This is a genomic window from Streptococcus sp. AM28-20 (assembly GCF_003603595.1).
Lineage (GTDB): Bacteria > Bacillota > Bacilli > Lactobacillales > Streptococcaceae > Streptococcus > Streptococcus ilei.
The window spans coordinates 155,974-178,478 of sequence record NZ_QTNK01000001.1 but is presented as its reverse complement, the minus strand read 5'-3'; the positions used below and the strand labels follow the sequence as shown (position 1 = coordinate 178,478).

General features: G+C 42.0%; 20 protein-coding genes. 2 read left to right on the top strand and 18 right to left on the bottom strand.

What is annotated here, in order from left to right; translation table 11 throughout:
• Positions 1 to 23 precede the first annotated feature (23 nt).
• The 10 genes from DW738_RS01010 to DW738_RS00960 form a co-directional block, all read right to left on the bottom strand.
• A complete protein-coding gene (locus DW738_RS01010) occupies positions 24 to 737 on the bottom strand; it encodes an O-methyltransferase (protein ID WP_023026613.1) in 714 nt (237 codons plus the stop codon).
• Between the two features lies 1 nt (position 738).
• Entirely contained in the window at positions 739 to 2,541 is a 1,803-nt protein-coding gene (gene pepF, locus DW738_RS01005) for an oligoendopeptidase F (RefSeq protein ID WP_120702166.1), read from the bottom strand.
• A gap of 68 nt (positions 2,542 to 2,609) precedes the next feature.
• Positions 2,610 to 2,819 (bottom strand): hypothetical protein, encoded by a 210-nt coding sequence (locus DW738_RS01000; protein WP_123160093.1) that lies wholly within the window; start codon positions 2,817 to 2,819, stop codon positions 2,610 to 2,612.
• A gap of 168 nt (positions 2,820 to 2,987) precedes the next feature.
• Positions 2,988 to 3,938, bottom strand: a complete 951-nt coding sequence (locus DW738_RS00995; protein ID WP_123160092.1) for a competence protein CoiA family protein — start codon at positions 3,936 to 3,938, stop codon at positions 2,988 to 2,990.
• A 154-nt stretch (positions 3,939 to 4,092) separates the two neighbouring features.
• Complete coding sequence (locus tag DW738_RS00990) at positions 4,093 to 4,647, bottom strand: hypothetical protein (protein WP_123160091.1); 555 nt, start codon at positions 4,645 to 4,647, stop codon at positions 4,093 to 4,095.
• A gap of 160 nt (positions 4,648 to 4,807) precedes the next feature.
• Positions 4,808 to 5,359, bottom strand: coding sequence for a hypothetical protein (locus tag DW738_RS00985; protein ID WP_123160090.1), 552 nt, complete (start codon positions 5,357 to 5,359; stop codon positions 4,808 to 4,810).
• A gap of 356 nt (positions 5,360 to 5,715) precedes the next feature.
• A complete protein-coding gene (locus DW738_RS00975; RefSeq protein ID WP_123160089.1) occupies positions 5,716 to 7,005 on the bottom strand; it encodes a DUF1958 domain-containing protein in 1,290 nt (429 codons plus the stop codon).
• An 80-nt stretch (positions 7,006 to 7,085) separates the two neighbouring features.
• Positions 7,086 to 8,249, bottom strand: a complete 1,164-nt coding sequence (locus tag DW738_RS00970) for an MFS transporter (protein ID WP_123160088.1) — start codon at positions 8,247 to 8,249, stop codon at positions 7,086 to 7,088.
• 72 nt (positions 8,250 to 8,321) lie between these two features.
• Positions 8,322 to 9,656: a DUF1958 domain-containing protein gene (locus tag DW738_RS00965; RefSeq protein ID WP_123160087.1), complete on the bottom strand. Its 1,335-nt coding sequence runs from the start codon at positions 9,654 to 9,656 to the stop codon at positions 8,322 to 8,324.
• A 107-nt stretch (positions 9,657 to 9,763) separates the two neighbouring features.
• Positions 9,764 to 10,465 carry a glucosamine-6-phosphate deaminase gene (locus DW738_RS00960; RefSeq protein ID WP_123159356.1) on the bottom strand — a complete coding sequence of 234 codons (702 nt, stop codon included), beginning with the start codon at positions 10,463 to 10,465 and terminating at the stop codon, positions 9,764 to 9,766.
• Between the two features lie 203 nt (positions 10,466 to 10,668).
• On the opposite strand from DW738_RS00960, the gene queA reads away from it, so the two are divergent.
• Together queA and DW738_RS00950 are read left to right on the top strand one after the other, a co-directional pair.
• Entirely contained in the window at positions 10,669 to 11,697 is a 1,029-nt protein-coding gene (gene queA / locus DW738_RS00955) for a tRNA preQ1(34) S-adenosylmethionine ribosyltransferase-isomerase QueA (protein ID WP_023022701.1), read from the top strand.
• Positions 11,698 to 11,709: 12 nt separating this feature from the next.
• Positions 11,710 to 12,180, top strand: coding sequence for an arginine repressor (locus DW738_RS00950; protein ID WP_006596653.1), 471 nt, complete (start codon positions 11,710 to 11,712; stop codon positions 12,178 to 12,180).
• Positions 12,181 to 12,227: 47 nt separating this feature from the next.
• Here the strand turns inward: DW738_RS00950 and DW738_RS00945 are convergent, their stop codons facing one another.
• The 8 genes from DW738_RS00945 to DW738_RS00910 all read right to left on the bottom strand — a co-directional run bounded on the left by DW738_RS00945 (position 12,228) and on the right by DW738_RS00910 (position 22,421).
• Positions 12,228 to 13,568, bottom strand: a complete 1,341-nt coding sequence (locus tag DW738_RS00945; protein WP_123160086.1) for a dipeptidase — start codon at positions 13,566 to 13,568, stop codon at positions 12,228 to 12,230.
• A gap of 20 nt (positions 13,569 to 13,588) precedes the next feature.
• Positions 13,589 to 15,103 carry a YfcC family protein gene (locus DW738_RS00940; protein ID WP_123160085.1) on the bottom strand — a complete coding sequence of 505 codons (1,515 nt, stop codon included), beginning with the start codon at positions 15,101 to 15,103 and terminating at the stop codon, positions 13,589 to 13,591.
• 203 nt (positions 15,104 to 15,306) lie between these two features.
• Positions 15,307 to 16,251, bottom strand: a complete 945-nt coding sequence (arcC, locus tag DW738_RS00935) for a carbamate kinase (RefSeq protein WP_048789627.1) — start codon at positions 16,249 to 16,251, stop codon at positions 15,307 to 15,309.
• 85 nt (positions 16,252 to 16,336) lie between these two features.
• Entirely contained in the window at positions 16,337 to 17,353 is a 1,017-nt protein-coding gene (gene argF, locus DW738_RS00930; protein ID WP_023022690.1) for an ornithine carbamoyltransferase, read from the bottom strand.
• A gap of 94 nt (positions 17,354 to 17,447) precedes the next feature.
• Positions 17,448 to 18,677: an arginine deiminase gene (arcA, locus tag DW738_RS00925; RefSeq protein WP_023022688.1), complete on the bottom strand. Its 1,230-nt coding sequence runs from the start codon at positions 18,675 to 18,677 to the stop codon at positions 17,448 to 17,450.
• A gap of 265 nt (positions 18,678 to 18,942) precedes the next feature.
• Positions 18,943 to 19,629 (bottom strand): Crp/Fnr family transcriptional regulator, encoded by a 687-nt coding sequence (locus DW738_RS00920; RefSeq protein WP_123160084.1) that lies wholly within the window; start codon positions 19,627 to 19,629, stop codon positions 18,943 to 18,945.
• Between the two features lie 144 nt (positions 19,630 to 19,773).
• Positions 19,774 to 20,826 carry a serine hydrolase gene (locus tag DW738_RS00915; protein ID WP_123160083.1) on the bottom strand — a complete coding sequence of 351 codons (1,053 nt, stop codon included), beginning with the start codon at positions 20,824 to 20,826 and terminating at the stop codon, positions 19,774 to 19,776.
• 143 nt (positions 20,827 to 20,969) lie between these two features.
• Positions 20,970 to 22,421: a helicase HerA-like domain-containing protein gene (locus tag DW738_RS00910; RefSeq protein ID WP_123160082.1), complete on the bottom strand. Its 1,452-nt coding sequence runs from the start codon at positions 22,419 to 22,421 to the stop codon at positions 20,970 to 20,972.
• Between the last annotated feature and the right edge of the window lie 84 nt (positions 22,422 to 22,505).

The following is a 22,505-nucleotide window of genomic DNA, read 5'->3' as shown; positions in this document are numbered from 1 at the left end:
GATAACTTAAATAAGACTAAAAGCTACTCTTCTGTCGGCAAGGAAATCTCTTCCTCGTTTTTACGGATCATGAGAATGCCATCACCGAGCGGAATCAGACTGGCCGTCAAGCCAGGATGGTCCAAAGTGGCGTCAAAAAGACGTTGCAAACCTCGATAGATGGTGCGTTGTCCACGACGGACTTCCATAATATCACGTGCTACATCTCCCCCTTGGAAGATATCGTCTAAAATCACCACTCCCCCAACTTCCAACCGTTTGAGAACTTCTGGAAGAAAGACGATGTACTTGGACTTAGCCGAATCCATAAAAATCAAGTCAAAGCGTTGCTCGATATGCTCCAGCAGATCGACCGCATCCCCTTCTAAGAGGGTGATTTGGTTACGTTGATCAAAACGAGCAAAGTTTTCCTTGGCAAAACCAATCATTTCCTCGTTGCGATCAATGGTTGTAATCCTTGCATCAGGCACTTGCTCTGCCATCAAGAGGGCCGAAAAGCCGATTGCTGTCCCAATTTCTAAGATTGACTTGGGTTGCATGGTCTGCAAAAAGAGACGAAAGAAAGCAACCGTTTCATGAGGGATGATGGGAATATTTTCCCGTCGAGCAAATTCTTCTAGCTCCTTTAAAGCATCCGTTACCGGCGCTTGGCGCTCCCGCATGAAAGAGACAATTTCCTCCTTGACAACTGGGCGGCGCATATTGTGGTTGGCATTTTTACTGTAAGACTCTACCATCTTAGGCCAATCCTAATTTTTCAACCAGGGCCTCAAATTCATTGAGACGACGTTCAAAGACTTCAAAGGCGGCATTGAGGTAGTCTTCTTTTTCCATATCAACACCCGCCTTGCGGATGACGTTGAGTGGGTAATCTGAATTTCCGGCCTTCAAATACTCTAGATATTTGTCCTTATCTTCTTGTGTTCCATGAACGATTTTCTCAGCCAAGGCAGAAGCTGCTGCAAAACCGGTTGAATATTGGAAAACATAGTAGTTATAGTAGAAATGAGGAATACGAGCCCATTCGTATTGGATTTCTGGATTGTCTTCTTTAGAAAGACCATAGTATTTCTCGTTCAAGTCCGCATAGAGCTCATTCAAGAATTCGCTGGTCAAGACTTGTCCTTCTTGATCTGCTTTATGAATGGCATGCTCAAACTCAGCAAACTGGGTTTGACGGAAGACGGTACCACGGAAACCATCCAAGAAGTGGTTGAGAATGGCAAAACGCGTTTCATCATCTTCTACTTCTGCTAGCAATTGCTCAGTCAAGATATTTTCATTGGTTGTAGATGCAATCTCAGCAAGGAAGATAGAATAATCCCCGTAGACATAAGGTTGGGTTTCACGGGTATAGCTGGAGTGCATACTATGGCCAGTTTCGTGCACCAAGGTGAAGAGATTGTCCAATGTATCTTGCCAGTTCAACAACATAAAGGCATTGGTGTCGTACGATCCACCTGAATAGGCACCTGAACGTTTTCCTTGGTTGACATGGACGTCGATCCAACGTTCAGTAAAGGCGCGCTTCACGCGTGATAGGTAGTCATCTCCAAGCACCGCCAAAGCTTGCTCAGACTTAGCAATAGCTTCTTCATAGGTGAACTTGTAATCAGTAGAAGACAGTGGCGTGTAGACATCATACATCTTCAAATCTTCAATTCCCAAGATTTTTGAGCGGAGTTTCACGTAGCGTTGCAACAAAGGCAAGTGCTTGTTCACCGCTTCTACCAAGCTATCATAGACGCTTTCTGGGATAAAGTTAGCAGAAAGAGCTGCCTCACGCGCGCTTGAGAATTTGCGAACCTTGGCATTGTAATTGTGAACCTTGACGTTGGTCTGAAGGGTCTTCGCATAAGTATGTTGGTACTGTTCGTAGACACCATACAAGGCTTGGTAAGCTTCCTTACGTACTTGGCGATCCTTAGACTCTACTAAAGAAATATAGTTCCCATGGGTCAACTGCACTTCTTGGCCTTGGTCATCCTTCACCATCGGGAAGACGATATCTGCATTGTCCAAGATCTCAAAAGTTTCACCCGCTGCAGCGAAGATTTCACCCGCTCCTGCTAATAATTCTTCTTCTTTTTGAGAAAGGACATGCTCTTTGGTTTTGAGTAATTTATCAAAGTAATGAGCATAAGCTTCTAGGGCAGGGACTTCTTTCAAGAAGTTGGTATATTGCTCTTCGGTGATCTCCATAAATTCTGGTTCGTAGAAGGCAAAGGTCTCCCCTAAAAGGCTGTATAGGGACATGGCTTTTGATTGGAATTCTTGGTATTTGGCTACGCGTGTGTCCTGGTCATTCTTCATATGAGCGTAGACATAAACCTTCTCCAAACGACGGCTCAAGTCCAAATAAACTTCTGTGGTTTCTAATAGGTTGGCTGGAGAAGACAATAAAGAACCTGCAAAATGAGCCGCATCTTTAATGGCTGCAGCTAAGGCAGTTGCTTCTTCCTCCCAAGCTTGATCCGTCGCAAAAATGGTCGACAAATCCCATTGGTATTTTTCATCAATTTCATTTCGTTGTTTTACCATTACAAAAATCCTCCAATGCTTCTATTCTATCATAAAAAGCACCTAGATTATTATCTAAGTACTTATTTTTATACAAAATGAACTTCTTGACCTTCCGTCAACATTTCTGCTTTTGAAATCAAGACCTCTGAAAAAATGTTCGTCGGAGCTCCCACAACTTTATAGTAATTTTCAAAATCAACGGTCAAAAACTTGCCCACTACTCCGGATTCGGGGACATTCTCGTCTAAATTGATAGACGTCCCGAAGGGTAACTGTAAAATATGTTTAATCTTCATATTTTTTCAATTCCTCCTTCCAATACTTCAGATTCTTCTTTGTTTGTTCGCTTTCGTTTTTAGGTATATTATACCTCTTTTCTAACTAAAGTAAATAGTTTTGCGCGTCTATTTCAGCTTTTATTCTGCTGAAATATTAACATTTGGGGGTATTTGATTGACAGAAATTTAAGCTTTCCAGTTCTGATAAAAACGAGGTGAATAAAGAGTCTGCGTCGCTTTCATTCCAGTTGAACGATAGTAGGTCATAAAGTTCTGATAATAGGCTTGCCAGTCTCCCCTAATCTGAATAAAATTCCTAGACTTCAGTGGCCGACACAGGGGATAAAAGGCTTCCAAGTCCAACTCCAGGAGATGCTTTCCTTTCAGATAGAGTTGTTCTTGGAGGGCCATCCACTTAGGATGCCGGTAATACAACTGCTGACGAAGATAGTCCTTAAACTGTCTGTCTAGAGAGACCGTCATTCGTTGCAAACCTTGTTGGGCATAGGGGGTCCGCAAAACATCTAACAAATTCCCACCATAAAAAGGAAAATGTTGAGTCCGATAATGAAGACGCCCTCGCAAGTCTTGATGGATCAGATAGTGGAGCCGAACTTCCTGTTGCTCTAGATCCAACTCCCAGAGATGAAAGCCCCTATTTTGGCTAAAATAGACAAAACCTTCTTGCAGAGCTGACAGGCTTTTCTTGAGCCATAAGTTTTTCCCTAGCAACCAGTAAACTTGATAACCATGCTTGCGATAGGCATCGCTCCGTTCTTTTAAACGCTCCATGGATAAGGAACTACATTGCACTTCTAAGGCAAGCTTTTGATCTGGAAGGAGAATATCCGCAATCTGTTGGAAAGCCTGCAGAGGACTTTCCACTTCAGCATTGGAGTGTTGCTTGGCCCATTGATAAAGTGCCAGCTTTAACTCCAAATGCTCTGGACTCTCCGTTTCATGATGGAAGGGGCAAGCTTCTAGGTTGACGTGGGCAAAATGCGGACGCATCACAGGCCCTTTCTTTAAGATGACTTCCTTTCCACACAGGAGACAGAAAAAGGGACCCTCCTTTTTCATCGGAACCTTCTCCAAACAATTCCAACGCTGTTGCTTTGCATCAGTTGCAATAAACATATCATCACCTCCACTTATATAATTCGTAATAGGGGATACTTATATAAAGGAGACAGAAAAAAAGGAGGCAAGCTCCTTTTTTAGATATGATCTTATTTAAGTGTAAAGCGAATGTTCATCCATCCTAGACGAGACTTTACATAACGTCCCCCGCTTATTGATCTGACTCACTCGTTTTCTCGCCTGATGCCGGATCGGGAGTTTCCGATGATGGGGAGGTCCCATTTTCAGATGCTTCAGCTTGTTTTCGAGCCGTTTCGAATTTTTCGACAATGGTTGCACGAGTATCTTCTGGGACATCGGTATCTTCAGGCCCTATCGTATCCATGAATTCATTAAAACGGGCCTTGCTCGTTTCCATTTTCTCCTTCAAGTCTTTCAGGTAAGTCTCATAGGTCTCTTTTGCAGAGCCCGTGAGGGATGCTCCTGCTTCTTCCGAATGAGCAACTGTTCGGTCCGTCATCAAAGCATAGAGAGCTTTAAAATCCCCAACCGTTCTGGCATTTTCAAGTTCCTCATCTGTATACAAAACAAAAGGAGACTCTGTGGATCCTTTCAAGCTGGTCACTTTCTTGCCCTGAGAAGCGCTAGAAGACTGGGTTGTTTTCTGAACTGACTTTTCACTGGACGAGGTCCCTTCTTGATTCGAGCAGGCTACTAGCCCAAGCGCTCCCAATAAAGCAGCCATTGATAATAGTCTTTTTTTCATTCAATCTCTCCTTTTTATCATTCCACTACCATTCTAGCATCAAGCCAGGTTGCCGTCAATTCATACTTGTCCCCTGATTCTTTAAAAAAAGACCAGAGATCAGTCTATCTCCGGTCTATCGATTTAGCTTTTGACAAAAAGTCCAATGCTACCAATCTATTTATTCATCTGAATCGCTATCTTCATCGTCTGAGTCTTGGTCAACTGGTGACTCTGATGAGTCTTTGGCAGAGTCGCGAGCATCCTTCAACTGTTCAATAAAGGTTTCACGAAACTCTTTTGGAACTTCCGCATTATCATCCCCATAACGCTCAACAGCTTTATTGAAGGCTTCCTTAGTTTTTGCAAGAGTCTCCTTAAGCGTATCTGCTACTTGAGCAAATGACTCTTTGGCACTTTCAGGAAGAGATTCCATCGATTCAGTCATCAGGCGATTGGATTCATCCACGATTTTTGCGAAGCACTTTTTAAAATCACCAACTGTTTTTAATTTTTCAAGCTCTTCGTCTGATGGGAAGATATCATTTGTTGTTTGAGAGCTAGTATTAGAAGAAGTCTTTTCTGCCTTTGATGAGCTGGAAGATTTGCTTGTTACCTTTTCTGTCTTCTCAGTAGATGAAGAAGCTTCGGTTTTTACTTCTTGCTTACCTGAACAAGCCGCAAGCGAAGCAACTGCCAATAAAGCGGTAGTAGATAAAATCAATTTTTTCATTTGATAACTCCTTTAATATTGATTCGAGTCCATTTTACCATCAAATAATTTTACCGTCAAATCAATTACTAGTTCATAATAGTTTGTGAAATAATATCCGAATATGGAGGCCCCCACTGCTCTAGCACTACTTCTCTCCTACCTAAAACTGGTTGTTCAGTTGTTTCACTACAAGAAAAAGGCTGGGACAAAAGTCCTAGCCTCTCAATTGTCTTTGGAGTGTCGAGTAAGACGCAGTGGTTGAGTGGGCTCTACTACGCTGATTTCATCAACTTTTACAGCCCTACTCAACTGTGCGGAGGTGGGACGACGAAATCGAATTCTAACGAATGACCGATTTCTGTCACACTCTCTTTTTATTTTCTCTTATATCTTATGTTAAAGAAAATTCTTAGGAAAATGAAGGGAAGGAAGCAAAAAAGCCACATTGGATCCCAGCCTTTTTGACGCGTGCTAGTGGACTTCTGATGGGACGCCTGTACTGCACTTACAGCCTGTGTTTGCTGAATAGACGGAGAAACAGTTTGCAAGCCATTTGCAATTTGTAGCTGGCCATTTTGAACACTGACCTCTGGATTGGTCCCTCTTTTCACCGTAGCATAGAAAGGTTTTTCTAAGTGATAGGTTTGCCCCTGAATGGTGTGATCCCCCGCCGGCAGCACCTCTTTGTATTCATAATCCTGATAGAGTCTTTCAATCAGGGCATTTCCAATGACGTGGCGCAGGCTCTCTGCAATCTCCACATCGTAATGGCCAACTCCCATAATGACTTGAACAAATCGCTGGTTCCCACGGTTAACCGTCAAGGTGTAATTATAATCTGCGGTCGGACTAGAGCCTGTTTTCAGACCATCCGCTCCCTTAAGAGAATACCTTCCACCTTCTAAGGAATAATTATAATTCTCATGCGTTTCTTCATAATCTGTCCCTTGGAAGAGGGTAATTTTGGCATTTTTGGTGTAGTTGAGGATTTCAGGGAACTCATTGACCATGTGATAGGCCAAAATAGCCATATCTCTCGCTGTTGTTTGGTTAATGGCATTTTGATCATAGCGTGTCGGATTATAGTAGCCATCCAAGACTGCAGTTGGGGCACCATTAGGATTGTTCCACTTGGTATTGGTCATTCCAATTTCCTGAGCCCGCTGGTTCATCAAATCCAAGAATTTATCCGGATCTCCTCCAGACACCTTATTGGCAATCATGATGGTAGCAGCACTTGAAGAAGGAACAAAAATCATATTTAGGAGGGTCGATACCTTGTATTTAGCACCCGCCACAATCGGACTATTGCTCAACTTCTGATTTTGAGAAATGATCACATCTGTATCTGTCGCGGTAATTAGGGTGTCATAATCCAGTTGCCCTTCTTGAATGGCTTTCAGAAGAACATAGACAGACATCAATTTAGCCATGCTACCGGAGTCACGAGGTGCATCAATATTATCTCCATAAACAATCGCTCCTGTGTGAGCATCAACGACAATATCTGCCTTGGGACGGAAAAATTCATCCACCGATGTCCCTGATTTTTCTGTGATCGACATGATGTCTTCTTGTTGGTAAAGATCATCCGCCTTTGCTAGCAGTGGGGAACATAGGCAAGCAAGGGAAAGTGTCGCAAATAAGGCACGTTTAAACTTCATTCTCTCTCATTTCTTTCATCATCATCGTTCTCCATTATAGCATAAGTCCCTCTATTCAGAAACACTATTTCCTAATCTTTTTACTCCTTCATACTCCCAAAGAGACCCGGAGATTTTCCTTTTGGCATCTTTAAAAAGATACTGAGAAGAAGGACGAGGATCAGGACAAGCGCCAAGAAGTAACTCATCATTGAAAATCCTCCGTGATCCACAAAGAAAGCCGCTATCGGTTGCAATAAAATGGTACCAAGGTAGCGAACTCCCTGCATGAGAGCCATGGCTAAGACTAGATCTTTCTTATCCACCTGTTGGGAGATAAAACGTAAAGAGACCATGATCAACACCATCCCCGTCGTATGTTTGGCCAAAAGAGTGACTAGCACTTTTAAGAAGACAGGACTCGGAAGAGCATAGATGACATACTGGAGCAAGAGAATCCCCACAGGAAGCAAAATTAGTAGACGCAAGGGCCAATGGTCCATAAAACGGTCCGAGAAAAAGATAAGAGGCGCTTCAACAACGACAGATATAGCCACAACCGTAGATGCGATTTGGACAGGGAGCCCACTATCCATCAAGAGAGCTGGAATATAGGTATGGCCGATATTGCCCACACCTGATACAAGCCCCATCAAAAGTAAGAAAAAGAGATAGGGACCATTGTGGAGCAAAGGACGGATCGATACAGCTTCTTTCTGTACCCGACTGGTCTTATCGATACGGATAGCCCCTAAAGTGAAGAAACTAAGAAGGATCGTGACCAATACACAATAGTAAACAGACTGGGGGCTAAGATGAGCATAGAGCCAACCAGCTAGCTGCGCTCCAGCAGCATAGCCTAGAGTTCCCCAAACGCGAATTTTTCCAAAAGCATAGGGACTCTGGGTAGCAAAAACTTCCATCATGGGTGCCGTTCCATTTAGACACAGTAAAACCAAACCATAAAAAATCGTCAACCAAAAGTAGTTAGGGGCCCAGATAAAACCACCCACCCCTGCCATGAGGACGACCAAGCTCAAAGTGGTGATTTTAACAATGCCAAATCGTTCATTGATATAACCAAATAAGGGCTGGGCAAGCATGGATAGGAAAAAGGCCGTTGATACCAAATTAGAGACCTGACTGGCTGAATACTGCCGGCCTATAAGATAGACAGAGATGAGAGTCGTAAAGAGAGCAGTCGACATGAAGTAAAACCAATATAAAAATAAATAAGCAGGATAGGAATTTCGAAATGCTTTCATAAGTTTCCTTTCAATTTTAAACAGAAGAGGCAATGACAAAACCCAACTGGATTTCAGTTGAGTTTTGATCAGTTATTTTTTGTAGCGATTCTGAGCCTTGAGCGCACGTTTTTTGCGATGGGCCCTTTCTACATACAGAATCATAGCAAGTATACCAATTGGAACCAGAATAACCAGACTTTCAAGCGGGAAGCGGATGGATTTCTTTGTAGATGGTGCCACAGTACTTTGGGTATCTGATTGATCCACTGCTCCTTCTTTTACTGGAAGTCCATCAGAAATCTTTTCTGATAGGGTCATCAAGCCTGAATCCGCCTCTACCTGTCCATCTTTGACAACGATTTTTGGATCCTCTTCTCCCTTTTTCACCGTAGCATAGAACGGTTGATCTAGCGTGTAGGTCTTTCCATCAATAGTCTGTACACCCTTGTCCAATAACTTTTTATAACTATAATCTGCAAAAGCTTTTTCGATCAAGGCATTGCCAAATGGATGTCGATAGTATTCACCATCCTGGTCAGACCAATCACCAACTCCCATTACGACGGAGATAATTCGTTGGTCCCCTCGTTTAGCGGTTGCGATGTAGTTAAAGGCACCACGTGGACTCGAACCTGTCTTCAGACCATCTACTCCTTCAAGAGCATATCTGGCTCCTGGTAAAGAATAGTTATAGGTATCAAAGGTTTCCTCATAAGGAGTTCCTTGTTTGACGGTCACCTTAGCCTGATTGGTGTAGCTAAGGATATCAGGATATTCTTTCACGAAATGATAGACCAGAATAGCCAAGTCTCTTGCAGTTGTTTGGTTGGCTGCATCATTTGGATAGTTATAACTGGTATATAAACCTTGGAAGGTTGAAATGGCCGCACCACTAGGATTGTTCCAAACGGTATTGGTCATCCCCAATTCCTTGGACTTTTCGTTCATCCGCTGAATAAAGGCATCAGCATCATGGTTAGAAAGGAGATTGGCCAACATAATCGTCGCCACATTGGAGGATGGAACAGCAGTCATGGTAATCAATTCAGAGACCGTATAATCCACTCCTGCAACGATGTTATTGTTGGAAATCTCATAGATTTTTGACATAGATTGATCCGCAGCCGTTGCAGTGACAACCGTATCTTTAGTGATTTTCCCCTCTTTCATGGATTCGAAAAGCAGATACAGTGTCATGAGCTTACTCATACTTGCAGGATCCCGCACTTCATCAATATTGTCTCTCCACAAAACATCCCCTGTATTCGCATCGATGACGAGGGAAGACCTTGGTCGGTTATAGGCCTGCACATGATCATTCGGATACATTTTTTGCGCCATATCCACTAACTCATCCGCTGCGATCGACAAAGGCCGGAGCAAAGATAAGACGACAATTCCTAAAACGAGCAACTTCTTCTTCAAAATATATTTTCCTCAAATATAGAATTTTATCTTATTGTACCATACTTCAAGCTATAAAAAAACCTATCTTTCAGGATATTTCAGATAGGTCTCTCTGTTTTAACTGCTTACAGTAGGCTCAAAGCTGCTTGGTCTGCAATAATGACGACATCTGGGTGTCCTTGAAGGGCACTCGCTGGTAAACTCTCTGTTTTAGGACCATTGACCATTCCAGCAATCGCTTGAGCTTTTGATTCGCCATATGCAAAGAGAATAATGGACTTGGCAGCGAGAATGTTTGCAATCCCCATTGAAATGGCTTGAGTCGGAACATCTTCAATTTTTTCAAAGAAGCGAGAGTTGGCTTCAATCGTTGATTGATCCAAATGGACCAAATGCGTTTGGCTGTCAAATGGGGTTCCTGGTTCGTTAAAACCAATGTGGCCGTTGCGACCAATCCCTAGAATTTGCAGATCTACTGGATTTTGGGCCAAAATTTCATTGTAATGCGCTGTTTCTTCTTCTGCAGTATCTTCATTTCCTTTTGGAAGATAGCTAACTTTAAAAGGTTTCTCATTGAATAAATTTTCCTGCATAAAGTAACGATAGGATTGAGGATCTTCACCCGTCAAGCCGACATACTCATCCAAGTTGACACTGACCATGTCTGAAAAATCCAAGTCACTTTCTCGAATCAATTTATAAAATTCAAGTGGACTGCTTCCAGTCGCAAGCCCCAGAGTTTTCGCACCTTGTTCTAACTTTTCTTTTAACAGGTCAAAAGCAACCTGTCCTCCTTCAATTTGATTGGCTACTTCAATAACTTTCATGATGAAACCTCCACTTATTTCTTATATTCATTATATGGTATAGACCAATTTTTGTCAAGCGCTTTCTTCATGCTAGACAAGGAATTTTTCACTTCTCTCCGTCAAAATTCAGCTAGTCATTTCCTTTGTTTCACTCTTATTTCATGATATAATGGGGAAGGTTAAATGTAAGAAATAGAAGAATTTAGAAACAAGGAGAGACCATGAATACAAACGACTTTGATTTCCACCTCCCTGAGGAGTTAATTGCGCAAACTCCTCTAGAAAAGCGCGATGCCTCCAAACTACTGATCCTCAATCGCCAAACAGGTCAGATGGAAGACCAGCATTTTGATGCCATTATCAATGAGTTAGAACCAGGGGATGCTTTGGTGATGAACAATACCCGTGTCCTTCCTGCTCGTCTCCATGGGGTCAAACCAGATACAGGGGGACATGTGGAGCTTCTCCTCTTAAAAAATATCGAGGGCGATCAATGGGAGGTTCTTGCTAAACCTGCCAAACGTCTTAAAGAGGGAGGAATTGTCAGTTTTGGAGATGGACGTCTCCAAGCGACTCTCATCAAGAAATTGGAACACGGAGGATGTATCGTAGAGTTTTCTTACCAAGGGATTTTCCTTGAAGTCTTGGAAAGTCTAGGGGAAATGCCCCTACCACCTTACATCCATGAAAAATTAGAAGATCAGGAACGCTACCAGACGGTCTATGCCAAAGAAAATGGATCTGCCGCCGCTCCAACTGCTGGCCTCCATTTTACACCTGAGCTGTTACAAAAAATTGAAGACAAAGGTGTTCACTTGGTTTATCTAACCCTCCATGTCGGACTTGGTACCTTCCGTCCAGTATCCGTTGATGATGTAGACCAGCATGAGATGCACTCTGAGTTTTATCAACTTTCTGAAGAAGCTGCCCAAACTCTTCGACAAGTTAAAGCGAGCGGTCACCGCATCGTAGCCGTTGGGACCACTTCTATCCGAACTTTAGAAACAATTGGAAATAAGTTTAATGGAGAGGTACAAGCAGACTCTGGTTGGACCAATATCTTTATCAAACCAGGCTATCAGTGGCAAGTTGTCGACGCCTTTTCAACCAACTTCCACCTACCAAAATCAACCTTAGTCATGCTCGTTTCTGCCTTCGCAGGTCGGGAATTTACTCTAGAAGCTTATCAGCACGCTATTGACCAAGGCTATCGTTTCTTTAGCTTTGGAGACGCTATGTTTATTAAATAAGGAGATTCCTTTATGAATAAGATCGAAAGTCGCCACCGCCTCATCCGGTCCATTATTTCAGAGAAAAAGATTCGGACCCAGCAGGAATTACAAGACAGCTTAGAAGCTAACGGTATCATCGTGACCCAATCAACCCTCTCAAGAGATGTCAAATCCTTGAATCTGGTAAAAATTAATGAGGGGGATACTTCTTACTATGCCATCAATAGCATCGCACCATCCCGCTGGGAAAACCGACTGCGTTTTTATATGGAGGATGCCCTCGTCATGCTTCGTCCTGTCCAAAACCAAGTGGTGGTGAAAACTCTACCTGGACTGGCTCAGTCTTTCGGTGCTATCTTAGATGCCCTTGAATTACCACAAATTGTCGCAACCGTCTGCGGGGACGACGTCTGTCTCATCATCTGCGAAGACAATCAAGGAGCTTTGGATTGCTTTGAAAAATTGAAAGAATTCACTCCTCCTTTCTTCTTTAGCAAATAAAAACGCTTAGATGGTCTGCCCATCTAAGCGTTTTTTTCTAATCTCTATTAGGCTTCCTTGCCTGCTAACTGTCGGATAGTCTCTGCATAGATTTCCATCGCACGATAGAGATCTTCCAGTTTAGCTCGTTCATTGGCCTGGTGCTCTGTCTGGAGTGCTCCAGGGAAAAGTGCCCCATAAGCCACACAATTCTCCATGGTTCGAGCAAAAGTAGCTCCTCCTGAGGACATAGCTGGAGTCTGATCCCCCGTTTCTTCTTGGTAGACCTTCATCAGAGTACTTACCAATGGACTATCTAACGGCACGTAAAGTGGAGCTAAATAATCGAATTCTTCATACTGAAGTTGGTAACTAGCCGCCACCTCAGTTAATCGCTCTACTAAAGCATCCTTATCTGCTAGGACAGGGATCCGAATATCAACCCCGATTTCAGAATGCTGTTCATCAATAGAGAGAGTAGCAATATTGAAGGAAAGAGCACCACTTGGTTCATCTTTGATTTCACCAAAAAGAGCTGCCCCTGTCGCATCTTGTCCAACAGCATCTGCTATAAAGAGTAGAGACGGGTGAGGCTGGATTAAGGAAAGACTTTCCGCTAAGCCGATAATGGCATTGACACCTTCAGCCGCATCTTTCGAATGTTTAGAAAGACCAAGAACGGTCACTGCTCCTACTTCTTCAGTATAGTTCACACCACTTTGCTCGATGACTGGTAAGAGCTCCTCTAAGCGGTCACCCTTATAAGTCGCCTTATCTGGGACTACATTGAGGGCGCGACCAGCTTGCAAGGGAAGATCCTCCCAGCCTGGTCCATGGAGCTTCACTTGAAGCAAGCCTTTTTCAGCATAAGTTAATGGGAAAGAGGAATCCGGAGCAAAGCCAAGATCTGCTTTTTCTTCTATCTGATTGTAGCGATTCATACAGCGCCAGAGAGTTTCTTCGTCTGTACCAAATATAAAGCGGATCCGTTTGGTAAATGCAACTCCTTGGTCCAGAAGACTCTTAACTGCGTAAAGGGCCGCAAGGGATGGCCCCTTATCATCTTGTACTCCACGTCCAATCAACCATCCATCCTTCAAAGTCGCCTCAAAAGGTGGCGATTGCCAATCTTCTAAATCACCGGCTGGAACAACATCCAAGTGACAAAGAACGGCCAGGAGTTCTTCCCCCTGACCGATCTCTGCATATCCATAGTATCCTTCAGGATCTAGATAAGTTTGAAAGCCCATTTCTTGAGCAATTTCTAACGTTTTCTCAAGGACATCTTGGATAGCTTGTCCAAACGGTGTTCCATTTTCGCCTTCGTTTAAAACCGAAGGATAAGAAATCAGAGTCTTTAATGAAGCTAGAAAGTCATCTTTGACTTGATTTGTAATCTCAAATTTCATGGAATCACCTCATTTACTTCTTATAGGGCTGGAACGAAGGTTCCGAGAAGAAGAAGGGCAATGGTAATTACAATAACAGCAACTACAAGTTTCGCCATGAATTTCCACCAAGTTGCAATGTTGATACGTCCAAGAGCAAGAGCTCCCATTACGATACCAGATGTTGGTGCAATCAAGTTCAAGACACCAGACGCAGATTGGTAGGCAGTGATAATCAAGCTAGGACGTACATTGACGAATTCTCCCAATGGAGCCATGATACCCATTGTCGCACTGGCAAGACCAGATGAAGATGGGATCAAGAATGACATTGGCAAGTAGAAGATATAAGTCAAGACGATAAAGACTTGAGGAGATAGACCACTGAGGCCTTGTTTACCCCAGTTAAGGATGGTATCTGTAATCATACCGTTGTTCATGATAACTTGAATACCACGAGCGATTGCTACGATGAGGGCAACGCTCAAGAGGTCAGCTGCACCAGCCATAAATGAAGAAATGATTTGTTCTTCTTTAAGGCCGTATACAATACCGATGAGAATACCCATAAAGGCAAAGAGCATTGCTCCTTCAGGGAAGTACCAAGTACCAAGAGCTGCAGTTGATGAACCAATGATTTGACCAACTACTGGAAGACCTGTTAACCAAGAATTAAAGTTATCAAAGAACTTGATACCTAAACCACTCCATGGGATGAAACTCAAGACCATCAAAACAAAGGTCAATACAAAGAGTACAAAGACTTGTTTTTGTTTCTTAGTAAGTGTTGAGTTAACATTGTCATCATCTTCACCAACATTGAAGAATTTCATATCTTCTTCACGAGTTGCATAAGTGAGAGATTTGGTTGGATCTTTTTGGATCTTATCTGCATACTTGTATACAAACCAAGTGCTAAGACCAGTCAAGACAACCCAGAAGATCAAACGAAGGATGATACCTTCCCCAAGACTAACACCTGCAGTTGAAGATGCGATACCTGTCGCGAATGGGTTCAAGGTAGATGCCAAACATCCAATCTGTGAACCAAGCAAGATAATGGCTACCCCAGTCAAGCTATCAAATCCAACGGCCATCATAACTGGCACAAGGAGAGGATAGAAGGCCATGGTTTCTTCACCCATACCATAAGTTGTACCACCAAGGGCAAACAAAGGCATAAGAACCAAAATCAACATTTTTTCGCGACCCTTGTATTTCTTCACGATGGAAGCAATACCAGTGTCTAGCATACCAGTTTCATTAACTACACCAAGGAAACCACCAACCATCAAGATGAAGAAGGCTACGTCGATCGCTGCACTAGTTCCTTGAATCAAAGATCCTTCTTCAGGAGTAGTTCCTAGCATAGCACGAATCGGTGCCATCAAGACATCCCAGATACCTTGAGGGTTTTGAGGTTGTGATTTATACACACCATCGACAAAAGCCCCTGCTGGGATAATCCAAGTCATCACTGCCATAAACGCAATGATGATTAACAATACGGTATAAGATGAAGGCATCTTAAACCCTTTTTTCGCTTTTTCACTCATTTGTTTATCCTCCTAACGCAACAAAGTTTGAGTGAGTCTTTCAAAAGGTTAAACTTTTAGAAAGCGCTTACCTATATGTTTATTTTATCATATTTAAGATTAAAAAACTAGTTTTTCCTAAACTTTTTTAGAAAAAACGAGGGGAGAATCTAAGTACAAAATCCTGTAAAAATGGAATCTACTCCCCTCCTCATATTTATGAATTAGTCTTTAACGATAATTGTTCCACTTTCAGATTCAATCAAAGCGCCAAGGTTTTCAAGAGAAGTGATGACTGCTTTTCCTTCTGGACGACCATTTACAAAGGCGATGGCCGCTTCTACTTTAGGAAGCATGCTTCCTGGTGCAAATTGATCTTGTTTGATGTACTCTTCCAATTGAGCTACATTGACATGTTCCAATTTTTCTTGATCTGGTTTGTTGTAGTTCACAAAGACATAATCTACACCTGTCAAAACGATGAAGAGGTCTGCTTCTACCAATTCAGCCAAACGTTGAGATGCAAAGTCTTTATCGATAACAGCTTCAACACCAGTCAAGCTACCATTTGCTTCTTTCACAACTGGGATACCACCGCCACCGGCAGCTACAACGACTTGTCCGTCGTTCAACAAGGTACGGATAGTATTGATTTCTTTGATATCCACTGGTTTTGGTGAAGCAACAACTTTACGCCAGCCACGACCTGCATCTTCTTTGAAAGTTGCACCTGATTTTTCAGCTTCAGCTTTTGCTTCTTCTTCAGAGTAGAATGGGCCGATTGGTTTGCTCAAGTTAACGAAAGCTGGGTCATTTTTATCAACAACGACTTGTGTCACAACAGAAGCCACATCTTTTTCGATGCCTTCTTCAAGAAGAGCATTTTGAAGAGCATTTTGAAGCCAGTAACCAATGCTTCCTTCTGTCATAGCTACCAATGAATCCAATGGGAAAGCTGGGTTTTTTTCAGAATCTGCTGCCAAGTGTTGGAGCAAGAGGTTTCCTACTTGAGGACCATTTCCGTGAGTGATGATCAAGTCATCTCCGTTTTTGATTAATTTTACTAAGTGTTTTGCAGTTTCTACAAGTGCTTCTTGTTGCGCTTTTGCAGAAGGATCAGATGAGAGAATGGCATTTCCTCCCAAAGCAACGACGATTTTTCTTGACATAGTTTTTCCCTTTCTATAAAAAATAGGGGCAGGACTAAAGCTAGCAGTCCAGCCCCTATAGCTGTTGGTATACGGTTATAAAGTCTTAAACTTTTGGAATGTACAAGTTACCAAGAGTAGCTGCCATAACCGCTTTGATTGTGTGCATACGGTTTTCAGCTTGGTCAAAGTGACGAGCATATTTGCTGCGGAACACTTCGTCAGTAACTTCCATTTCTTCTACGCCGAATTTTTCAGCAACGTCTTTACCATAAACAGTGTTTGTGTCGTGGAAAGCTGGCAAGCAGTGCAAGAAGATCAAGTCTTCGTTATCAGCTTTCTTAACCAATTCCATGTTTACTTGGTAAGGTTTCAAAAGGGCAACACGTTCTGCAAATTTGTCTTCTTCACCCATAGATACCCAAACGTCAGTGTAAAGTACATCTGCACCTTTCACAGCTTCGTCAGCATCTTCAGTGATCAAGATATGAGCGCCACTTTCTTTTGCGAATCCTTCTGCCAATTCAACAATTTCTTGTTCTGGGAAGAGTTCTTTTGGTGAGAAGATGTGTACGTTCACACCAAGGATAGCACCTGTTACAAGAAGGCTGTTAGCAACGTTGTTACGTCCGTCACCACAGTACACAAGTGTCAAACCTTCAAGACGTCCAAAGTTTTCTTGAACAGTCAAGTAGTCTGCAAGCATTTGTGTTGGGTGCCATTCGTCAGTCAAACCGTTCCATACTGGAACACCTGAGAATTCAGCCAATTCTTCAACCATGCGTTGGCTGAAACCACGGAATTCAATACCGTCAAACATACGTCCAAGAACTTTTGCAGTATCTTCTGTAGATTCTTTTTTACCAAGTTGGATGTCGTTTGCACCAAGGTATTCTGGGTGAGCACCTAGGTCGATAGCTGCAGTAGTGAAGGCTGCACGAGTACGAGTTGAAGTTTTTTCAAACAAAAGCGCAATGTTTTTACCAGCTAGGTAGTGGTGTTGGATGTTGCGTTTTTTAAGGTCTTTCAAGTGAGCTGAAAGTCCGATAAGGTATTCTAACTCTGCACGTGTAAAGTCTTTTTCTGCTAAAAAGCTACGTCCTTGGAATACTGAAGTTGTCATTAATTATCTCCTTTAATTATGCATGATAAGATCCTGTCATTCAGTTTAGAGGGCTCAGTTTAGACACTGAGCCCTCTAAACTGTAGAAGGATGATTAGATTTCTTCACGTTCGAATGGCATTGACATACAACGAGGTCCACCACGACCGCGAACCAATTCACTTCCGCGGATCTTAATCAAACGAAGTCCGTATTCTTCTAATTTCTTGTTAGTAACAGTGTTACGGTCGTATACGACTACCACACCAGGTGCGATTGTAAGAGTATTTGATCCGTCGTTCCATTGTTCACGCGCAGCAGCAACGATGTTGCCATCTCCACATGGAATCAAAGTAACTTTTTCAACACCAAGGTTTTCAGCAAGAAGTTCTGCCAAATCACCTTTTTCTTCAACGATCTTCAATTGTTCGTTTTCATAAGTTACAGAGAAGACGCGAAGGTTACCTTGGATTTCTGGGTGGATTGTGAATTTATCGTAGTCCACCATTGTGAATACTGTATCCAAGTGCATGAATTTACGGTTGTTAGCAAATTCGAAGGCCAATACTTTCTTGAAGCCAACGTTCTTCTTGAAGATGTTTACCAACAATTTTTCGATTGATGCAGCATCTGTACGTTGTGAGATACCAACTGCCAATACATCTTTAGAAAGTACCAACTCATCTCCACCTTCGATACGAGTATCTTCTTCACGGTTGTAGACAAGTTCTGCTTTTCCACCGTAGACTGGGTGGTATGTGAAGATGTATTTACCATACAATGTTTCACGGTTACGTGTATCTGCGTACATGTGGTTCAATGATACTGCATTACCAATTGTAGCAAACGGGTCACGTGTGAAGTACAAGTTTGGCATTGGGTCGATAGCGAATGGATAATCAGATTCAACAAGGTCTGTCAATCCTTTTGCTTCTTCAGGAATTTCTGGAAGTTCAGCTTTTTGAACCCCTGCCATTGTTTTTTCAACCAATTCTTGGTTGTCTTCAATGCTGTGAAGCAATTCACGGATCGCAACTTTTGTTTGGCGTCCACGAATGTTCGCTTCATCAAGGTATTCTTCGATAAATTGATCGCGAATTTCTGGTGAAGTCAATGACTCAGCAGCCAACTGCTCAAGATAAAGTACTTCGATTCCTTCGTTACGAAGTGCTTCAGCAAATGCGTCATGTTCTTTTTGAGCATCTTCCAAGAATGGAATATCATCAAAAAGAAGACGTTCAAGATAGTCAGGCATCAAGTTTTCCAACTCTTTACCTGGACGGTGCAAACAAACTTTTTTCAGTTTTCCAATTTCTGAGAAAACATGAATTGGGTGTGTAGACATTTATAGTCCTCCTTTTTCTCGCGGTTTAGCTTAGCTAATCCCGTTTACAGGTTTCATTTTATCACCAATTGGTACCGCTTTCACAGTCAATCTTCCATTACGAATGCAAAGAATCTGACATTTTTTTAAATATAACCCTTATTTTATGAAATATGAACCGCTTTCTTTGGATATTTTGTTATATATATTCTTTTTACGGATAAATATTTTTTATTTGATTTTTAAAAGTTTTTAACGTTTTTGATAGAAAATAAAAGAAGCCCTATTAGGCTTCTTTAAAACTATCTAAAAAGAAAGGAAGATCGAGAAAGGTTAATTTTTTATGCTTGTATTCGATTCTTTCCTCTTCTATAAGCTTCTTTAATACTTGATTGACGGTTTCTCTAGTCGTCGCAGCTAATCTGGCTAACTCTTTCATACTCATTGGAAAAGGAATGGTCGATCCTAACTTTTGATAATCCTTACAGAGCAGAGCTAAGGATTGAATCACACGATCACTGGCGCTGGCTGCCACCACATTGCGAAGCCGCAACTCCTGGAATTCCAAAATTTTTGAAAGTTTTCTCGTAATAAAGAGAACTTGATCCATACTGAACTGAACAATTTCCTCATACAGCTGAACAGGAATGCTGAAATATTTTACCGTCGTCATGGAAGTGGCTGTATAGTGATAATTTGAGTCTGTAAACATACCACCGTATGGGAAGACAGCTCCTTCTTTGATGTAGTCCATATACGAAAAGGTATCTGAAGAGTCAAACTCCTCAATACGAACATAGCCTTCTACTAGTAAAAAAATCCGGTCACGCTTATCACCAGCAAAAAATAGGATTTGTCCCTTTGGGATTTCTCTATAATGGATTTCTACAGCTAATTTATCAAATTTTTCAACTGGAATTTCAGAGAAAGCTGGATGGGATCGAATCAACTGATAATCTTCTTTTGTAATCATTTCTATTCTTTCTTTAGGTTCTTTAGTTATTATATCATATTTATGCACCGACCTCAAAGAATGTCAATAAGATTTTAGTCATTAAACAATCATTTTGCAAAGCAAAAACCTTCCCAAGACTATCCTGGGAAAGGTTCTAATTACTTAATTAACATTTACACGGTGCCATTCATTGATCACATAGCAGAGTTGGCCAAGTAAATGAAGACCGTAGCCACTGATCTCCGTGCTTTCTGGGGTTGTTCCCCCTAGACCAGCTGTAAAAATCGAGATGAGGTAGGGTGTTTGTTCGTAAACAATGGCTTCGACATTGAGGGCTTCCGCTACATAACCAGGTTTTTGCTGAATGACTAAATCTGGTAAATACCGTTTGTAATATTCATTTGGGAAGGACTCTCCAATCAATTCTAGCAAGGCCCCATACTTTTCTTTATGATTCCAAAGATAGTCCAAGACTTGAATATAGTAATCAGATGTCGTTTTGTTTTCAGGACTAATGGTTTTTATTTCTGCACGGGATTTTCCATATTTTTCATACTTCCCATAAACATTGTCCATGCCACCAAAGCGGTCGGCCAAGGCATATGCCGGCGTATTTTCTGAATACACAAGTGAATAACGCTGCATATCTGGGATAGTCATGGATCCACCAAAGGCAGCTACATAATTATCGTGCTCTCCAAGGTACTCGTAGTAAGTATTGGTAATATCAAATTCATCCGTTAAATTTAACTTCCCTTCATCGACTTCATCCACGACTAACATATTTAGGGGCAGTTTATAAGTACTTCCCGCTGTCATCGGCTGCAACTCATTCATCGAAAATTGTTGGCCTGTCGCAGGATTTTTATAGGTAAAGGTAATCTGGGAAGGATCAATTCCATATTCAGCCATATAGTCCTGTACAACTTCTACCAAGCCTTTATTGGCATAATCATAGACAAGACCCAAATTCTCCATGGTTTCACGATCCTGATCCATGACGGCTTGTTTCTCCTCAGGACTTTTAACACGTGGAGGTTGAAGGGGCTGCTTTTCTTGCTTGGACTCGACTGGTTGAGCCTTCATTCCCTCTTGAGCAAGCGGTGAAGCCGAAACTTGATGTAGATGGAGGTAACTTAATGCTCCAACTCCTCCTATACATAATAAAATTCCTAATACAATCATGATCGATCGAACATTAAATATTTTTTTCATATGAAGTTAATTATAAAAGATTCTCTTTAAAATAACAAGGCATTTCTGGATCAGAAAACGATTTCTTCTAGCAGAAACTTTTTTAGCAATCCCAAGCTCAATCCTTCCTCATGTTTCTAAGAATCCATCTGATTTTGACTGTCTTATTTGCGCTTAAAGGAGCCCATAATCAATTTAGCAACTTCGCGTGCAATGGTACGGAACAAGGAACTGATAAAGGAATCTTTGGCCTTTTCTATACTAGATTTCCGTGGACGGCCTGGACTCCGTTTTTGACTGGCCTTCTCTTCTGCAACTCTCGTCTTTTCTTCCTCTTCCTTGCTAGCTTTTTCAGTCAATTTTTCATAAGCTGATTCATTATCGACTCGAACGGCATATTTTTGATGGAAAGGAGAGCTGGTAATCAAGGCCAACTGTTCACTCTCGTTTAACAAATCAAAACTGGATTGTGGAGACAAAATATAAGAACGTTCAACTACACTTGGTTGCCCCTTTTCATTTAGGAAGGAAACGAGAGCTTCCCCTGTTCCCAACTCCGTCAAGACAGTTTCCGTATCAAATTCTGGGTTTGGTCGGAAGCTTTGAGCAGCAACTTTAATAGCTTTCATTTCCTTTGGCGTATAGGCACGCAAGGCATGTTGGACACGATTCCCAAGTTGGGCTAAGACAGATTCAGGAAGATCTTGAGGATTCTGTGTAATAAAGTAGATCCCCACTCCTCTAGACCGGATAAGGCGAACGACTTGCTCAACTTTTTCCAGGAAGAGCTTGCTCGCATCATTAAACAAGAGGTGGGCTTCATCAAAGAAAAAGACAAATTTCGGTTTTTCTAGATCTCCAACTTCTGGTAAGGTCTCGAACAGACGAGACAACATCCAGATCAGGAAGGTTGAATAGAGCTTAGGGGAGTTGAAAAGACGAGTCGCTGATAGAATGTTGATGTAGCCTCGTCCACTGCTGTCCAATTGCATAAAATCTTGAAGATCCAAGGCAGGCTCTCCGAAGAATTGATCTGCTCCCTCTTGCTCTAGCACTAACAAGCTTCGTTGAATAGCTCCTACTGATTGTTTACTGATATTGCCGTATTGAGCGGAATAATCTGAGGCATGGTCATAGACTTCCTTCAAAAGACTCTGCAAATCCTTCAAATCAATCAAAGGCCAATTTTTTTCTTTGGCTAATTTAAAGACGATGGCCAAAATCCCTGTTTGCGTTTCGTTGAGTTCCAACAAGCGCGCTAGCAAAAGAGAGCCCATTCCTTCAATCGTAGCACGGACGGGATGGCCTGCTTGACCAAAGACATCCCATAAGCGAACTGGAAAAGCTTGAGGTTCAAAAGGATCTGTAATACCAAGTAGTTTATAGCGCTCTTCCATCTTTGGCGTCCATTGTCCTGCTTTAGCAAGACCTGATAGATCTCCCTTGATATCTGCTAGAAACACCGGAATCCCTTGCTGACTCAATTTTTCAGTTATCACTTTTAAGGTAACGGTTTTCCCTGTTCCAGTAGCTCCCGCAATCAAACCATGGCGGTTGAGCATTTTTAAATAAAGTGGAGTATCTACTGCTCCTTTAGTAATCGTAATACTCGTCATTTTCATTCTCCCTTTTTTCGAGGCATAGTTTTTTCAGAAAAAGTGACCGGAGTTTCTTCCTTATGTAGGAAGCTTTTTTCCTCA

Excerpts from the sequence above, each read along its gene's own strand:
- DW738_RS01010 (WP_023026613.1), bottom strand. The coding sequence starts at position 737 with ATGGTAGAGTCTTACAGTAAAAATGCCAACCACAATATGCGCCGCCCA.
- pepF (WP_120702166.1), bottom strand. The coding sequence starts at position 2,541 with ATGGTAAAACAACGAAATGAAATTGATGAAAAATACCAATGGGATTTG.
- DW738_RS01000 (WP_123160093.1), bottom strand. The coding sequence starts at position 2,819 with ATGAAGATTAAACATATTTTACAGTTACCCTTCGGGACGTCTATCAAT.
- DW738_RS00995 (WP_123160092.1), bottom strand. The coding sequence starts at position 3,938 with ATGTTTATTGCAACTGATGCAAAGCAACAGCGTTGGAATTGTTTGGAG.
- DW738_RS00990 (WP_123160091.1), bottom strand. The coding sequence starts at position 4,647 with ATGAAAAAAAGACTATTATCAATGGCTGCTTTATTGGGAGCGCTTGGG.
- DW738_RS00985 (WP_123160090.1), bottom strand. The coding sequence starts at position 5,359 with ATGAAAAAATTGATTTTATCTACTACCGCTTTATTGGCAGTTGCTTCG.
- DW738_RS00975 (WP_123160089.1), bottom strand. The coding sequence starts at position 7,005 with ATGAAGTTTAAACGTGCCTTATTTGCGACACTTTCCCTTGCTTGCCTA.
- DW738_RS00970 (WP_123160088.1), bottom strand. The coding sequence starts at position 8,249 with ATGAAAGCATTTCGAAATTCCTATCCTGCTTATTTATTTTTATATTGG.
- DW738_RS00960 (WP_123159356.1), bottom strand. The coding sequence starts at position 10,465 with ATGAAAGTTATTGAAGTAGCCAATCAAATTGAAGGAGGACAGGTTGCT.
- queA (WP_023022701.1), top strand. The coding sequence starts at position 10,669 with ATGAATACAAACGACTTTGATTTCCACCTCCCTGAGGAGTTAATTGCG.
- DW738_RS00950 (WP_006596653.1), top strand. The coding sequence starts at position 11,710 with ATGAATAAGATCGAAAGTCGCCACCGCCTCATCCGGTCCATTATTTCA.
- DW738_RS00945 (WP_123160086.1), bottom strand. The coding sequence starts at position 13,568 with ATGAAATTTGAGATTACAAATCAAGTCAAAGATGACTTTCTAGCTTCA.
- DW738_RS00940 (WP_123160085.1), bottom strand. The coding sequence starts at position 15,103 with ATGAGTGAAAAAGCGAAAAAAGGGTTTAAGATGCCTTCATCTTATACC.
- arcC (WP_048789627.1), bottom strand. The coding sequence starts at position 16,251 with ATGTCAAGAAAAATCGTCGTTGCTTTGGGAGGAAATGCCATTCTCTCA.
- argF (WP_023022690.1), bottom strand. The coding sequence starts at position 17,353 with ATGACAACTTCAGTATTCCAAGGACGTAGCTTTTTAGCAGAAAAAGAC.
- arcA (WP_023022688.1), bottom strand. The coding sequence starts at position 18,677 with ATGTCTACACACCCAATTCATGTTTTCTCAGAAATTGGAAAACTGAAA.
- DW738_RS00920 (WP_123160084.1), bottom strand. The coding sequence starts at position 19,629 with ATGATTACAAAAGAAGATTATCAGTTGATTCGATCCCATCCAGCTTTC.
- DW738_RS00915 (WP_123160083.1), bottom strand. The coding sequence starts at position 20,826 with ATGAAAAAAATATTTAATGTTCGATCGATCATGATTGTATTAGGAATT.
- DW738_RS00910 (WP_123160082.1), bottom strand. The coding sequence starts at position 22,421 with ATGACGAGTATTACGATTACTAAAGGAGCAGTAGATACTCCACTTTAT.